We start from the raw sequence: 15,018 nt of genomic DNA, 5'->3' as shown, positions 1-15,018 counted from the left end.
AAAACAGGAGAGAAAACGAGGAGATACCCATGTTCGGTCGAACGCGCCCGAAAACCGCCCGTCGCCGTCTCGGAACGGTCGTCGCGCTCACTTCCGCGATCGCCGTGGCGGGCAGCCTCGCCGCCACCCCCGCCCTCGCGGACGATCCGGTGGAGATCCCGGTGTCCTACACCGTCACCGGCAAGACCACGGTGAAGAAGACCGGCGGCACCCTCGACCTCGGCCCCGGCCAGCTCGACGGCGCCCTCGTCATCGACGGTGACAACGTCGGGATCCGAGGCAACCTGTCCCTGCCGCCCTCGACGGCGAACATCTCGCTGGTCTCGGGCGTCTTCAAGATCAAGGCCCGCGTGCGGATCGAGCCGACCGGCCCGGTCACCGGCACGCTGGCCAACGGCGACCTGACCACGCATTCGCAGGCGAACATGCTGATCGACAACATCGTGGTCGGCCTGTTCTGGCCGGTCATCCCGCTGCCGACGGCGCCGAGCGCCTGCAAGACGGTCAAGCCGCTCGACCTGACCCTGGTGTCGAAGAACGTCGACCTGTTCGCCCCGTCCATCCCGTCGTCGGGCGTGTTCACCATCCCGGAGTTCAAGGACTGCTTCATCAACGACCTGGCGCTGGGAGCGTTGATCTCCGGTCCGGGCAACACGATCAACCTGGACATGAAGTCGAACCTCTGAGGGCGTAAGGCTGGCCGAAGTACATGAAGGCCCCCTTCCTCGCGTCTAGCGCAAGGAAGGGGGCCTTCACGTACTTCGCAAGGAGGCCTTCACTACCAGCGTTTCCCTCGCCTCAGCAGAACTGCGGCGCCGCGGGGTCGACCAGGGCGACCCCGGTGCCGTCACCAGCGGAAACGGCGTAGACCGGAGCGCATACGCCGGAGAACTTCCACATGTCCATCGGCGGTTCCGAACTGGTGTCCCGGCTCTCCTGTTTCAGGTTGCTGCCCCAGGCGAAGACGCTTCCGTCGGCCTTCAGCACGACGTTGTGGTTGTAGCCGGCGTCGATGGCGACGACGTCCGACTGCGCCTCCGGCGGAACCGTGGCCTGGCCGTAGGTGTTGTCACCCCAGGCGATGACCCCGCCGTTCTTCAACGCGATGCTGTGGCGGAACCCGGCCGAGATCGCCGTCACCCCGGACGCCGCCGCCGAGGGCACGGTGATCTGCCCCTTCGAGTTGCCGCCCCAGCCGAGCACGCCGCCGTTCTTGAGGGCGAGGCCGTGGTCGACGCCGGCGGCGATCGCGGTGACACCCGAGGAAACCGTGCTGGGGACGGTGGTCCGCGAACCCCAGCTCAGCACTCCCCCGTTCTTGAGCGCGAGATTGAAGTAGGCGTTGGTGGAGATCGCGGTGACGCCGGACGTCGCGGCGGCCGGGACGACGTTCTGGCCGTAGAAACCGTTGCCCCAGGCGATGACACCGCCGTTCTTGAGCGCAAGCCCGTGTGCCCAGCCCGCGGCGATCGCCGAGACCCCCGACGTGGCCGCGGCCGGCACGGTGGCCTGGCCGTAGCTGTTGTTGCCCCAGGCGACGACGCCGCCGTCCTTGAGGGCCAGATGGGTGATCCCGCCGGCGGAGACCGCGCTCGCGCCGAACGCCGAGGCAGGCACCGTGCCCTGCCCCTGCTGGTAGTCGTTGCTTCCCCACGGGCGCGGTTCGCCGGTCGGCGCGGCGTCGGCGGTACCGGACAGGGAAACCGTGGCGATCATCACGGCTATCGCGGTACTCGCCACGCGCCGGGTCGCGGATCGTCGATTGACTGAAGCCATACGCGGAATGTTAACCCGATTCCGCCGATCGGCCGCCGCTTTGTCATCCTCGGACAAACTTCATAATCGCATTCAGCACCCGCTGACAAGAAAGAACGGATCCCTCACCCACCCGGAAACATGTCGACATGAATCCTTGTTACGTACATAACTCGCGGGTAACCTCGGTTTACCCCACCACCGAGATAGTCGACTCGAGTCGAGCATAAAAGATCAGAAAATATCGCCGAAAGGCGCATGGGGAAAGCCGTCCGAGACGTAAACTGGATCAAAGGAGATGACAGGTATGTCCCGCAGACTTGGCAGGTTGTCAGCCGGTGTCGCCACCACCGCCGTCGTGTTCGGCGCGGTCGCAGGCCTCACCGCCGGAACGGCCTCGGCCCTCACCCCCTACACGACGGGCAAAGTCGCGTACATGTGCAACTTTCCCGCCATCGGCCAGCAGCAGCTGGACGTGACGGCCAAGTTCGACGGACCGGCTTCGGTCGCGTCGGGCGGCACCGTGACCCCGGCGAACGTCTCGGGCACGGCGACGATCAGCGCCACCATCAACGCCCTGCTCAACAGCGCCAACTACGACGGCGTCCGCGGCAAGGTGAACATGCCGGTCACCGTCACCAACGCCACCCCCGCTTCGGCGACGGTGACGAACCTCGACGTCCCGACCCAGATCAACCCGTACGTGCCGGGCACCCGGACGTTCAACATCGTGCAGGACGCGGGCACCGGCGTTCCCACCTTCACCGCCGGCACGCCCGGCTCCGCGACGGCCAGCCTCGGCACCACGATCAGCGCGCCGCTGGAGTTCCACAAGAAGGACGGTTCCTGGACCGCCTGGAGCTTCAACTGCACCGTGAAGAACACCAACCCGGCGCAGAACCGGGCGTTCACCCCGTCCATCACCATCACCTGATGAACCATCCGTGCGGGGCGGGGACGCCCGCCCCGCACGGTCTCCACCACCGGACACGAGAGGAACCCAGATGACGCAGCAGGTTCGCCGGGCACTCGGGAGGTTTCCCGTTCTGGCGGGCGTGATCCTGCTCGCTGGGGTGAACGGCGCGCTGGCCTCTTCGGCCGCGACCGATCCGCCGACCTCGCCGAGGCCGCCGCTGCCGCAGGGCGCCGCGCCCGCGCGGCAGACACTGACGAACACCTGCGTCTTCGCGGATCCGGCCGGCGAGCGTCCGGTCACGATGGACGTCCAGGCCACCCTGCCGAAGGTCGTCCCGACTGGAAAACCTTTGCAGGTCAAGGACTTTTCTCTCACGTTCACCATCGGCGAAGGCGCGCTGGCCGGCCTCACCGAAGTAGCGGGCGCGGCGACGCTCGAACTCACGGCCACGCACGAGGACAAGAAGACCCCGGTTCCGGTGACCCTCGAGATCCCCTCGACCAAGGTGCCCGCCGCCGGTGAGCTGAAACTGGTCGCGACGGGCAAGGTGCCCGACATCGTGGTGAGCCTCCCCGGCGAACTCCGGCTCACCACGGGCGCGCCGTCCCTCACCCTGACCGGGGTACCGGCGGACCCGCCACTGAAACCGATCACCTGCGCGCAGGCTCCGGAGCAGAACAGCGAACTGGGCCGCGTCACGCTGATGAAGCTGAACGCCGTGAAGCCGCAGCCCGGAAAGGCCGGGCAGAAGCCCGAGCCCGGAGCGCGCGCCGCGAACGAAGAACCAGCGCCCGAGCCGATCGCCGTGATTCCCTTGCAGCCCTTCGAAACTCAAGGCACGTCGACAGTGGCGAAACTGGGCGCGCTCGTCCGGTTGACCCCCTCGTTCATCTTCAACGCCTTCTACTACCTCTACCCGGAGCCACCGCACCGCACCACCGGCTCCACGATGATGCCGGCGAGCGAGGTGAAGATCCTCGGCTTCGGTTTCGTGCCGATCAACGGGACGATGGAACTCCTGCCGACCGACTACAAGACCGGCAACACCGTCATCGACGTCGAGACCATGTTGCACGGGGACACCACGACGACGGCCGTCTTGCGGCTCGAACTCTTCGGGAAACTGAAGAACATCACCATCAACGGCGTCACCCTCGACGTCGGCGACCACTGCATGACCAGCGAGCCGATCGTGCTGAACCTGCGCGGGCCGAACTGGGACCCGTTCAACGGCGGCGTGCTGCGTACCGATCCGAACGACCCGGAGCCCGCCTTCCGGGGCTTCACCCTGCCCTCTTTCTCCGGCTGCGGGGTCAAGGAAGACCTCGACTCGCTGCTGACCGGAATGGGGTCGGGCCCGGGTAACCAGGCCTGTGTCGGGGTCAACCAGGTCGGCCTGCCCTGGGACGACGTCCGCAAGTGCCCGAACTCGGAACCGCCGGTGGCGCGCCGCTGAGGCCGTCGCACCTCAGGACCCGCTGGGCGTCCACTGTGGACTCGTGCGCGGCGACGGCAGCAACTCCGGCAGCGCGTATCCCGCCGACGACGCGGCAGGCGCGACACCCGCCCGCAACGCGAGTTCCATTTCGAACCGTGCCCCCGGGTCACGCAGGTGCTCGCCGAAGGTCGCCTGCAACTGCCGCATGCGGTAGCGGACGGTCTGCGGGTGGACCCGCAACCGCTCGGCGATGTCGACGACGTTGCCCTGACTGTCCAGCCAGGCGCGAAGGGTTTCGAGGAGCCGCTCCTGCTGCTTCCCGGTCATCTCGGCGAGCGGGGCGAAAAGGCGGTCGCGCAGCAGGCAGGTCAACGCGGTGTCGGCGTTCACGAGCAAGGTCGAGAGGTGCTCTTCGGCGCGGATCACGCGGCGGGCCTGGATGATCCCGCGTTCGGAGAGGCGCAGGGCGTCGCGAGCCCAGCGGAGTGAATCGGCGACGGAGTCCAGCCGTCGGCACGGCCCGATCGAAAGCCGGTAGTCCGGCAGCGCGGCCTGCAGGGTGCTCAGGCGGGCACCGGAGATCTCGCCGGGTACGAGCAGACGCGGCTCAGCGCAGTCGAGTTCGGCCAGGACGTCCGAATCCACCACGTTGTGCCGCCGGGGCCTGACGGTGTCGTCGATCGGCTGCAGCACCACCGGCGTCGCGCGTTCGGGCACCGTCCAGCCGGTCAGCTGCGCGAGTTCCGCGATCGCCTTCGACGGCGCGGGCGGGGTTTCCAGCACCAGGTGCAGCAGCTTGCGGCGCCACGTGTCCAGCGCCCCCGCCGTGCGTGCCTTCGCTTCGAGATAGCCGTCCAACGCGACGGACGCCAGCTCGTCCATGAACGCGAGCATGGCGTCGGCCAGTTGCGACATCACCGCGGACGAGAGTCCGCTGCGCCTGCCGACACGCATGATGCGCCGCCACGAAACCCGGGCGCCGACCCGGTACGCCGACTGGAGGGTGTCGAGGCTGCGGCCTTCCCGCATCTCGTTCTGCCCGAGCCGGTGATGGACCTCGTGTGACTGTTCCTTCGAGACGGAGGGGTCCGCGATCTGCGCGACGAACAACGTGATCGCGTACTCGACGCCGGCGCGGATCGACTTCCCGTACGGCCCGTCGAGCGGGCGCGCGTACGCGGGAATCGTCGCCCGGATCTCGTCGACGATCTCGTTGGCGAGACTGCCCAGTTCCGGGCGCAGGATGTCGGCGAGCTTGCGGGGAAGTGCCGCGGGAGGCTGCGCAGCGTGTTCGATTCCGCGCTCCACCGACATCGCAGCTCCTTTGCTCCGCCCAGCGTCCTGACATCCCACGTTCGTCGTGAGGTGACAACGAACACATCGGAGATGTGGGGGTGAATGTGTCACCTTTCGCAGAAGAAACCGATTTCTTGTCACCATGTGACAAAATCACGCGTTCTCTTGGCGTTTTGCTGACAACTGCCCGGCAAACGCCTCGCGCGGTACGTACGAACGGCCGAAAGGGATACCGCCGTGACGGAGCGTCACTGGTTTCCGGTGAGCAGTTCCCCCAGCACCTCGATCACCGGCTCGAGGCCGCGGACCTCGATTCCGGCGCATTCGGTGATCCCCGCGCCGACGACCTCGAAGCCGCTCAGCCCGCGAAGCATCGTCACCAGGCGCTCGATCGTCAAGCCACCCGGCTCCGGATAGTTCAAGCCGTCGAACTCGCCCGGGTCGAGCACGTCGAGGTCGAGGTGGACGTACACCTTGTCCGCACCGGCCAGCCCGGCGGCGACATCGGCGGTCTCCACCACGAGCCCGCGGTCGACCACGGCCCGCTCGGCTTCGTCGAAGACCCGGGTACCGGCGAGCACGACGCGGCCGGGTTCGATCGGCGGGTCGGCGGCAAACTCCGGATCGCCCTCGCCCAGCAGCGACCGCAGCACCATGCCGTGGAACGCGCCCGACGGCGAGGTCCGGGCGGTGTTGAGATCGGCATGGGCGTCGAACCAGGCGACGCCGAGACCGGGCCCGAACCGGTAGCGGGCGACGCCGATCGGGACGAGTTCGACACCGCAGTCCCCGCCGATGGTGAGCACCGGCCCGCCGGGCGCCTCCAGCGCGGCGAGCTGCGCGGCCCGGTTCTCGCCGGTGAGGACCTCGCGGTTGGCGACGCCGTCGACCACGGGTGAGGTCTCGCGGGTCTGCCGGATGTGGTGCACCGGTGCGCCGAGCACGTGGCCTGCCAGTTCGGCGAGCGCGACGCAGCCTTCGGGCAACTCCGGCGCTCGCTCGGTCAGCGCGCCCTGAAACTGGGGTACGGCGTTGATCAGCACCCGGCACAGCCTAGTGCGCGTGAAGGCCCCCTTCCCCGCATAAGACGCGACGAAAGGGCCCTTCACCGCGTGGCATGCGGTGAAGGGCCCTTTCAGCTCACGTCACTCCAGGACGAGCAGCAGGTCTCCGCCTTCGACCTGCTGGACGGTGTTGATCGCGCGCCGCGACACCTTGCCGCCGCCTGCCGCGGTGATCGACGCCTCCATCTTCATCGCCTCGATGGTCGCGACCGTCGCACCGGCCTCGACCTCGTCGCCCTCGGACACCTGCAGCGTGACCACACCGGCGAACGGCGCGGCGATCTGCTTCGGGTCGGACTTGTCGGCCTTCTCCGTCGCCGGGATGTCGGACGCGATCGAGGTGTCGCGGACCTGGATCGGGCGCAGCTGGCCGTTGAGCGTGGCCATCACCGTGCGCACGCCGCGCTCGTCGGCCTCACCGATGGCTTCCAGCTCGATCAGCAGCCGGACACCCTGTTCCAGGTCGACCGAGTACTCCTCGCCAGGGCGGAGCCCGTAGAAGAAGTCCTTCGACGGCAGCACCGAAGTGTCGCCGTACTGCTCGCGGTGCGCCTCGAAGTCCTTCGTGGGACCGGGGAACAGCAGACGGTTCAGCGTCGAACGGCGGTTCTCGGCCAGCCCCTTGTGGTCCTCTTCGGACAGTTCCTGCACCGGCTTCGGTTGCGCGCGGCCTTCGAGGGCCTTGGTGCGGAACGGTTCCGGCCAGCCGCCGGGCGGGTCGCCCAGCTCACCGCGCAGGAAGCCGATCACCGAGTCGGGGATGTCGAACTTGTTCGGCTCCGCCTCGAAGTCCGCGGGCGAGACACCCGCGCCGACGAGGTGCAGCGCGAGGTCACCGACCACTTTGGACGAAGGCGTGACCTTCACCAGGTGGCCGAGGATCTTGTCGGCGGCCGCGTACATCGCCTCGATGTCCTCGAACCGCTCGCCGAGGCCGAGCGCGATCGCCTGCGTGCGCAGGTTCGACAGCTGCCCGCCCGGGATCTCGTGGTGGTACACGCGTCCGGTCGGCGAGGCGAGCCCTGCCTCGAACGGCGCGTAGATCTTGCGCACGCTCTCCCAGTACGGCTCCAGGTCGCCGATGGCCTGCAGGTCCAGCCCGGTCGGCCGATCCGAGTGGTCGGTGGCGGCGACGAGCGCCGACAGGGACGGCTGCGACGTCGTGCCCGCCATGGACGCGACAGCGCCGTCGACGGCGTCCGCGCCCGCCTGGATCGCGGCGAGGTAGGTGGCCAGCTGGCCACCCGCCGTGTCATGCGTGTGGATATGCACCGGCAGGTCGAATTCCTTGCGCAGCGCGGAAACCAGCCTTGCCGCCGCCGGTGCCCGCAGCAGGCCCGCCATATCCTTGATGGCCAGGACGTGCGCCCCCGCGCCGACGATCTGCTCCGCCAGCCTGAGGTAGTAGTCCAGGGTGTACAGCTTCTCGGCCGGGTCCGACAGGTCCGAGGTGTAGCAGAGCGCGACCTCGGCGACGGCGGATCCGGTCTCGCGCACGGCCTCGATCGCCGGGCGCATCTGCTCGACGTCGTTGAGCGCGTCGAAGATCCGGAAGATGTCGATACCGGTCGCCGTCGCCTCCTCGACGAAGGCGTGGGTGACCTCGGTGGGGTACGGCGTGTAACCGACGGTGTTGCGGCCGCGCAACAGCATCTGCAGGCAGATGTTCGGCACCGCTTCCCGCAGCTTGGCCAGCCGCTCCCACGGGTCCTCGGCGAGGAACCGCAGCGCGACGTCGTAGGTCGCCCCGCCCCAGCACTCCAGCGAGAGCAGCTGCGGAGTGGTCCGCGCGACCACCGGCGCGACGGCGAGGAGGTCCTTGGTCCGCACGCGGGTGGCGAGCAGGGACTGGTGCGCGTCACGGAAGGTCGTGTCGGTGACCCCGATGGTCGGCGACTCCCGCAGCCAGCGCGCGAAGCCGTCCGGGCCGAGTTCGGTGAGCTTCTGCTTCGAGCCGGGGGCCGGTTCGAGGTCCTTGGGCAGCTTCGGCAGTTTGACCTGAGGGTCGAGGGTGCGCGGACGCTCGCCGTGCGGCTTGTTGACCGTCTTGTCGGCGAGATAGGTCAGCAGCCTGGTCCCGCGGTCGGCCGAATGGCGCGCGGTGAGCAGATGCGGGCGCTCCTCGATGAACGAGGTCGTGACGCGGCCTTCGCGGAAGTCCGGGTCGTCGAGGACGGCCTGCAGGAACGGGATGTTCGTGGCCACCCCGCGGATCCGGAACTCGGCGACGGCGCGGCGGGCGCGGCCGACGGCGGTCTTGAAGTCGCGGCCGCGGCAGCTGAGCTTCACCAGCAGCGAGTCGAAATGCGCGCTGATCTCGGTGCCGGCGAACGCCGTCCCGCCGTCGAGGCGGATACCGGAACCGCCGGGCGAGCGGTACGCGCTGATCATGCCGGTGTCCGGGCGGAACCCGTTGGCGGGATCTTCGGTGGTGATGCGGCACTGCAGGGCGGCGCCGCGCAGGTACACCTTGTCCTGCGAGAGCCCGAGGTCGTCGAGTGTCTCGCCGGAGGCGATGCGCAGCTGCGACTGGACGAGGTCGACGTCGGTGACCTCCTCGGTCACCGTGTGCTCGACCTGGATGCGCGGGTTCATCTCGATGAAGACGTGGTTGCCGTCCCGGTCGAGCAGGAACTCGACGGTGCCGGCGTTGCGGTAGCCGATCTGGCGGGCGAACTTGACCGCGTCCGCGCAGATCCGGTCCCGCAACTCGGACGGCAGGTTCGGCGCGGGGGCCAGCTCGATCACCTTCTGGTGCCGACGCTGGACCGAGCAGTCGCGCTCGAAGAGGTGGATCACGTTGCCCTCGCCGTCGGCGAGGATCTGGACCTCGATGTGGCGCGGCTCGACGACGGCCTTCTCGATGAACACCGTCGGGTCGCCGAAGGCCGACTCGGCCTCGCGCGCGGCGGCCTCGATGGACTCGCGCAGCTGTGCCGGGTCCCCGACGCGGCGCATCCCGCGCCCGCCACCGCCGGCGACGGCCTTCACGAAGACCGGGAAGCCGATCTCCTCGGCCGCGGCCACCAGCGCGTCGATGTCGGAGGAGGGTTCGGACGAGCCCAGCACCGGCACCCCGGCCTCGCGGGCGGCCTTGACCGCGCGGGCCTTGTTCCCGGTCAGTTCGAGGATGTCCGCGCTCGGCCCGACGAAGGTGATGCCTTCTTCCTCGCACGCGCGCGCGAGGTCGGGGTTCTCGGAGAGGAAGCCGTAGCCGGGGTAAACGGCGTCCGCGCCCGCCTTCTTCGCGGCCGCCACGATTTCCTCGACCGACAGATAGGCCCGCACCGGATGACCGGGTTCGCCGATCTCGTAGGCCTCGTCGGCCTTCAGCCGGTGGAGCGAATTGCGGTCTTCGTGCGGGAACACAGCCACCGTGCCCGCGCCGAGCTCGAATCCGGCGCGGAACGCGCGGATGGCGATCTCACCCCGGTTGGCGACCAGTACCTTGCGGAACATGCCGGTCCTTCCCATCATCGGATCGGTAGGTGAGGCACGTTACCTGCTCGCTCCCGGAGGGCGGGAGCCGTTGCCCAGGTGATGGACATCATCCCCGCTTGAGTTGCGTACCCGGACTCTGCAGCAACCGATTCCCGGTGCCCTCGTGGACCCCGGTCAGGACGTCGGCCGCGGCGCCGTCGACAAGCGCCTTCGCGACGTCCGCCGCCGGGGCCGCGGGGTGCAGGGACCGGTACAGCGCGGCCACCCCGGCGACATGCGCGGCGGCCGACGACGTCCCGCTGAGCACCCTGCCGCCGCTGCCTCCGGCGTTGGGTCCCGGCACGTCCACGCCGGGGGCGAACAGGTCGACGACCTCGCCGTAGTTCGACGTCGGCCCGACCTGGTCGCTCGCGTCGGTCGACCCGACCGTGAGCGCTTCGGTCACCCGGCCGGGGGAGAACTGGCCCGCGTCGGTGGCCTCGCCACCCGCCGGGAGGGCGACCGGGACCACCGCCGCGAGCGCGCGGACCGCGGCGTCGAGCTGGTCGTTCGGCGCGCCGCCGATGCCGAGGACGGCGACGGCGGGCTGCCGCGCGTTCTGCGTCACCCAGTCGATCCCCGCGATGATCTTGTCCGTCGCGCCGCCACCCTGTGCGTCGATCACCCGGACAGGGACGATCTGCGCGCCCTTGGCGACGCCGAAGGTCTTCGACGCGGCGACCCCGGCCAGGTAGGTACCGTGCCCGTTGGTGTCGGAGGTGTCGGTGCCGCCGTCGATGAAGTCCTTACCGGGCTTCACCCGGCCGCCGAAGTCCGGGTGCGCCGCGTCGACACCGCTGTCGATCACGTAGACCGTGACGTCCTGGGCGTCGGTCTCGTAGTGGTAGAGCTGGTCGAGGCCCGTTCGCTGGTCGATCCGGTCCAGTCCCCAGTTCGGCGGGTTCTGCTGGACTTCCGTCGCGGAGGCAGGCTGCGCCAGGAAGATCACGAGGGCCAGCGCGGCCATGACTCGTACCAGTCGAATGATCATGCCTTGGCTCTACGCCTGTCCCCGGGGAGCGGCAACCCCGGAGTGTCACCCGTTCGGTTTGTCTTGTCCGACGTGGCCACTGACCGTCGATTCCGGCAAGCAGACGAGCGCGTCGAAGGCGTCGACGACGTCGACGGGGTTGAACACATGCGCGTGCCGGATGCTCCGGGGTCCTTCGGTACCGCGTCGCGCACGGAGGTCCACCAGTCCGGGGCCTTCGCTTTCGACGCTCCCGTCGACCGGGCCGTCGAGATCTTGTTCGTAGACGGTGAACCCGAGCCGTGCGGCCGGATCCGGCTTGAGGCCGGTGGTCTTGCCGGTGACCGCGGTGAGCGCCAGCGCGAAGTAGTCGTCGCCGTACTCGGCGGCCAGATGTGTGCCCGCCGAAGGTGCGGTGAGCCCGGGGAACGGCGAGAACGGCACGCGCTGGAGGTGTCCGTTGTGGAGCATCACGACGATCTTCGTGTCGTCGCCGTGAAGCCGCCGGATCAGCCGGACGGTTTCGGCCATGTACAGGTCGCGCGAACCGCTCTGCAGGGCGGGCGCGCCACCGGACATCATCGCGGCGACCTCCGCGAGGTAGGTGTCGACGCGCAGCGCGCCTTCGGCGTGATGCTCCACGACGGCTGTATCCCCGTAGACGGGACGCAACGAGGTCAGATGCGTCTTGAGCCGCGTGAGTACCGCGGTCGCCTTGTCTTTCGCGGCGGCGTCGAGGGCGGCGTACTTGGCAGGCGCGTCCGCGCTGCTGACCGACGCGTAACCGCTGGTGGCCTCGATCGCCGCGTCGACAAGGCCCGTGGCGGACTCGTCCACAGTGGACAGGTAGGCGCGGACCGCGTCGAGCGACGGCACGGGCGAACCCGCGGAACTCGGCAAGTCGAGTCCGAAGTAGCGGACGTCACCGCGTTCACGAAGCCACGTCAGCATTTCGTGCGCCTCGGGCGACTCTCCGAGCGAGAAGGTGAAGCCGTCACGGCCGATTTCGGCGACGTCGCCGGGGCCTCCTTTCAGCCACTCATCGACGAGCTTCCCTTCGGCGAAGCCGGATTCGAAGCCGATCACGCGGAAGCCGTGCTGTTCGACGAGATGCTGGAGCAAACGCTTGCGCAGCTCCCCGAACTCGTGGATGTGGTGGTTGTTCTCGCCGATGGCGACGATCTTCGCGTCACCGACGAGTTCGGCGATCTCGGCTGGGTCTGACATACTGAGCACACTAACGCAACAGGAGTAGCAATTGGCAACCTCCGGCACCCAGCGGCCCGGCGGCCGGACCGAACGCACGCGCCTCGCCGTCCTGCACGCCACCCTCGACCTGCTGGCCGAACGCGGGTTCAGCGAGCTGACCGTGGACGCGGTCGCCGAGCGGTCCGGAGTGCACAAGACGACGGTGTACCGGCGATGGTCGTCACCGGACGGTCTCGTCGCCGCCGCGCTGCGGATGGGCACCGAAGACGACTGGAAGGCGCCCGACACCGGATCGGTCGAAGACGATCTGTACGAGGTGGCGGCGGAGGTCGTGCGGTACTTCACCGAACCGGCGCTGAAGGAACTTCCGACGGCGTCGGTACTGGCGGCGTTCCAGTCTCCACAAGCGGCTGAAGCACTGCACGGCTTCTATCAGGACCGGCATGAACGCATGACGCCGATCGTGGAGCGGGCCATCGCGCGGGGCGAGGTCCCCGAGGGGACCGACGCGGTCGAGGTGGTGCGGGCGGTGTGCGGGCCGGTGTTCTACCGGCTTTTCGTGTCGCGGGAGGGCGTCACGCCGGCGGACGCGCGGGTGACGGCGCGGGCGGTGGCAGTGGCGGCGCGGGAAGGCGCTTTTGTGGTCTTTCGTATTTAGTCGGTTAAATGCGGGTTTTCGCAACGGGTGGTTTCTCGTGAATACTCGAGTGGCCTGTTTGTCGGGGAAGGTGTTGGCGCAGTAGAACGGCGCACGATAGCGGGTCTACCTGGCGATGCCGACCGGTTCGATCCCGGCGGCCGCCGTGGACTGGTCGGCGAGGGCGTCCACGACGACATCCAATGACCACGTTCGCCGGGGAAAGGTACTGGCGCAGCGGAACGCCGCACGATAGCGGGACTACCTGGCGATGCCGACCGGTTCGGTCCCGGCGGCTGCTGTGGACTGGTCGTCGAGGGCGTCCACGACGACATCGAGCGACCCTGTTCGCCGGGGGAAGGTGCTGGCGCAGCGGAACGCCGCACGACACGGAACGCCGTTCGCCGCCGAATCATCGTCCGAGCCGGCGCACTGACCATGTGACACAAAGTCGGCCAACAGCGGAGTTTCGCACAGTAGCCGCGCTTGCCTGGTGATATCACCCTTCAGTGGTCAATGCGCCGATTCATTGTTACGTAAAATTACGAACACATGTTCGAGCATTGTTTGGTATTATTGAGAGGTGTCCGAGACTTTTCTTCCTGAACTCCCGCAGGAGTTGTGGCGTGCCGGCAGGCTGGAGCTTGCCCATGGCGTGCAGCAGACCCTGCAGGTGATCCGGATCGCCTCCGCCGCGCTGGGGCAGTTTCTGGCGGAGATCGAGTCCCGGGGCCCGAAAGACTTGTACAGCTACGGTTCGACGGCGTCGTGGCTTGCTGATGTGGCGGGGTTGACCCGAGGTGAGGCGGGCGCGATCGTGCGTCGGGCGATCGCGTTGAACCCGACCCGCGCACTTGATGGCACGGAGATCCCGGCGTTCGCTCCGGCGACCGCGGCGGCGGCTGCCGAGGGGGTGATCGGGGAGCATCGCATCGATCAGATCCTGGAAATCTTGAAGAAGATCCCGGCGGATACAGCCCCGGAGGACCGGGAGTACGCGGAGAAAGTCCTGGCCGATCTGGCCCGGGAGGCAGGGCCGAAACAGCTCGGGAAAGCCGAGGAGAACCTGCTCGGCTGGCTCGACCCCGACGGCAAGGAACCCAAAGACCCCGAACCCGCCCCACCCGTACGGGAAGTCACCCTGGAACGCCGCAAAGACGGGTTCTGGAAACTCACCGGCCTCCTCGACGACGAGTTGGGTGCCCGCACCGCGGCCGTGCTCGATGCCTACGCGAAACCACGGCCGGTCGATGAGTTCGGCCAAACGGATCCCCGCACCAAAGCGGAACGCCAGGGTGACGCCCTCGCCGAGGTGCTGGATTTGGCGATCGCGTGCCCGGACCAGCCCGGCACCAGCGGATATCGGACCTTGGTGCACGTCACCATCGGGCTCGACGAACTCAAGTCTGGGATCGGGACCGCGTGCCTGGACTTCGTCGGGGAGATGACCGCCCGCGAAGCCCGACTCGCGGCCTGCGACTGCCTGATGCTGCCCGTGGTGCTGAGCGCCGCTGGGGAACCCCTTGATATGGGGCGGCTGCGACGGTTCGTCACCCCCGGGCAACGACGGGCGTTGAACATCCGAGACCGGGGTTGTGCGTTCCCGGGCTGTCATCGGCAGCCGAAACACTGCCACGCCCACCACATCGATCACTGGGCCGACGGCGGACCCACCGACCTCCGCAACCTCACCCTGCTCTGCGGCTTCCACCACCGGCTGATCCACCATGGGGATTGGGAAGTCCGCATGGCGGCCGACGGGCTACCGGAGTTCACACCGCCGCAGTATCTGGATCCGTTACGAAGACCCCGGCGCAACACCCTCCACCGCGCCGCTTAACCCCGCACGACCCGAGGAGCCCGCCAGCCACACCGGCGACGGGCCCCTCATCATGCCCACAGACCGCTCTAGAGAACGCGTCGAAGCCGTGAAGGCCTCCTTCCCTACCCTCAGGGGCACTGCCAGGAACTTATTGAGGGGCAAGCCAAAGGTGGCACGTTCGGGCAGGATGGCGACCTGGGTGACGTGACACCGCACTCGCGTGCTCAGAGCCGGGTCTCGCGTGCTTGAAGCCGGAACACCCGAGTGCGGGATCCAGGCACCGTGTCCCGTGTCTGAGCACGCGTGTCACGCCTTCGCTCGGCCGCTACCCCGGCGAACAGACGGCTCACATTCACGACACCTTAACTTACCCTCAATAGGCGGCGGTTCCTGAGGCTCTCAAACTGTCCACAAAGGATCTACAGAGGGTC

11 protein-coding genes are annotated in these 15,018 nt (G+C 68.2%); 5 read left to right on the top strand and 6 right to left on the bottom strand.

Annotation, left to right across the window (positions count from 1 at the left end; genetic code table 11):
• Window positions 1-29: 29 nt before the first annotated feature.
• On the top strand, window positions 30-686 hold the full coding sequence (locus tag ACZ5ZX_RS09480) for a hypothetical protein (RefSeq protein WP_465501522.1): 657 nt from the start codon (window positions 30-32) through the stop codon (window positions 684-686).
• Between the two features lie 112 nt (window positions 687-798).
• On the opposite strand, the gene ACZ5ZX_RS09475 is transcribed toward ACZ5ZX_RS09480, so the two are convergent.
• The gene (locus ACZ5ZX_RS09475; protein WP_465501640.1) at window positions 799-1,716 is read right to left on the bottom strand and encodes an RCC1 domain-containing protein; all 918 of its coding nucleotides are present in this window, start codon (window positions 1,714-1,716) and stop codon (window positions 799-801) included.
• 346 nt (window positions 1,717-2,062) lie between these two features.
• Between ACZ5ZX_RS09475 and ACZ5ZX_RS09470 the strand changes: the two genes are divergently transcribed.
• Together ACZ5ZX_RS09470 and ACZ5ZX_RS09465 are read left to right on the top strand one after the other, a co-directional pair.
• Entirely contained in the window at window positions 2,063-2,689 is a 627-nt protein-coding gene (locus ACZ5ZX_RS09470; RefSeq protein WP_465501521.1) for a DUF6801 domain-containing protein, read from the top strand.
• 70 nt (window positions 2,690-2,759) lie between these two features.
• Window positions 2,760-4,127: a DUF6801 domain-containing protein gene (locus ACZ5ZX_RS09465; RefSeq protein ID WP_465501520.1), complete on the top strand. Its 1,368-nt coding sequence runs from the start codon at window positions 2,760-2,762 to the stop codon at window positions 4,125-4,127.
• 12 nt (window positions 4,128-4,139) lie between these two features.
• Here ACZ5ZX_RS09465 and ACZ5ZX_RS09460 read toward each other — a convergent pair whose 3' ends face one another.
• From ACZ5ZX_RS09460 to ACZ5ZX_RS09440, 5 genes are all read right to left on the bottom strand, one after another.
• Window positions 4,140-5,423: a PucR family transcriptional regulator gene (locus tag ACZ5ZX_RS09460; RefSeq protein WP_465501519.1), complete on the bottom strand. Its 1,284-nt coding sequence runs from the start codon at window positions 5,421-5,423 to the stop codon at window positions 4,140-4,142.
• 230 nt (window positions 5,424-5,653) lie between these two features.
• Window positions 5,654-6,448, bottom strand: coding sequence for an arginase family protein (locus tag ACZ5ZX_RS09455; protein WP_465501518.1), 795 nt, complete (start codon window positions 6,446-6,448; stop codon window positions 5,654-5,656).
• A gap of 102 nt (window positions 6,449-6,550) precedes the next feature.
• On the bottom strand, window positions 6,551-9,928 hold the full coding sequence (locus ACZ5ZX_RS09450) for a pyruvate carboxylase (RefSeq protein ID WP_465501517.1): 3,378 nt from the start codon (window positions 9,926-9,928) through the stop codon (window positions 6,551-6,553).
• Window positions 9,929-10,016: 88 nt separating this feature from the next.
• Window positions 10,017-10,940, bottom strand: coding sequence for a S8 family peptidase (locus ACZ5ZX_RS09445; RefSeq protein WP_465501516.1), 924 nt, complete (start codon window positions 10,938-10,940; stop codon window positions 10,017-10,019).
• Window positions 10,941-10,985: 45 nt separating this feature from the next.
• Window positions 10,986-12,146, bottom strand: a complete 1,161-nt coding sequence (locus ACZ5ZX_RS09440; protein WP_465501515.1) for an erythromycin esterase family protein — start codon at window positions 12,144-12,146, stop codon at window positions 10,986-10,988.
• Window positions 12,147-12,177: 31 nt separating this feature from the next.
• Between ACZ5ZX_RS09440 and ACZ5ZX_RS09435 the strand changes: the two genes are divergently transcribed.
• On the top strand, window positions 12,178-12,786 hold the full coding sequence (locus tag ACZ5ZX_RS09435; RefSeq protein ID WP_465501514.1) for a TetR/AcrR family transcriptional regulator: 609 nt from the start codon (window positions 12,178-12,180) through the stop codon (window positions 12,784-12,786).
• Window positions 12,787-13,348: 562 nt separating this feature from the next.
• On the top strand, window positions 13,349-14,605 hold the full coding sequence (locus ACZ5ZX_RS09430; protein ID WP_465501513.1) for an HNH endonuclease signature motif containing protein: 1,257 nt from the start codon (window positions 13,349-13,351) through the stop codon (window positions 14,603-14,605).
• Window positions 14,606-15,018: the final 413 nt, after the last annotated feature.

Source organism: Amycolatopsis sp. NPDC033938 (assembly GCF_055575975.1).
The sequence above is the reverse complement of the archived record's forward strand: the minus strand, read 5'-3'. Positions and strand labels throughout refer to the sequence as shown.

What these genes read in the sequence shown, in the direction of transcription:
- ACZ5ZX_RS09480 (WP_465501522.1), top strand. Translation starts at nt 30, where the DNA reads ATGTTCGGTCGAACGCGCCCGAAAACCGCCCGTCGCCGTCTCGGAACG.
- ACZ5ZX_RS09475 (WP_465501640.1), bottom strand. Translation starts at nt 1,716, where the DNA reads ATGATCGCCACGGTTTCCCTGTCCGGTACCGCCGACGCCGCGCCGACC.
- ACZ5ZX_RS09470 (WP_465501521.1), top strand. Translation starts at nt 2,063, where the DNA reads ATGTCCCGCAGACTTGGCAGGTTGTCAGCCGGTGTCGCCACCACCGCC.
- ACZ5ZX_RS09465 (WP_465501520.1), top strand. Translation starts at nt 2,760, where the DNA reads ATGACGCAGCAGGTTCGCCGGGCACTCGGGAGGTTTCCCGTTCTGGCG.
- ACZ5ZX_RS09460 (WP_465501519.1), bottom strand. Translation starts at nt 5,423, where the DNA reads ATGTCGGTGGAGCGCGGAATCGAACACGCTGCGCAGCCTCCCGCGGCA.
- ACZ5ZX_RS09450 (WP_465501517.1), bottom strand. Translation starts at nt 9,928, where the DNA reads ATGTTCCGCAAGGTACTGGTCGCCAACCGGGGTGAGATCGCCATCCGC.
- ACZ5ZX_RS09445 (WP_465501516.1), bottom strand. Translation starts at nt 10,940, where the DNA reads ATGATCATTCGACTGGTACGAGTCATGGCCGCGCTGGCCCTCGTGATC.
- ACZ5ZX_RS09440 (WP_465501515.1), bottom strand. Translation starts at nt 12,146, where the DNA reads ATGTCAGACCCAGCCGAGATCGCCGAACTCGTCGGTGACGCGAAGATC.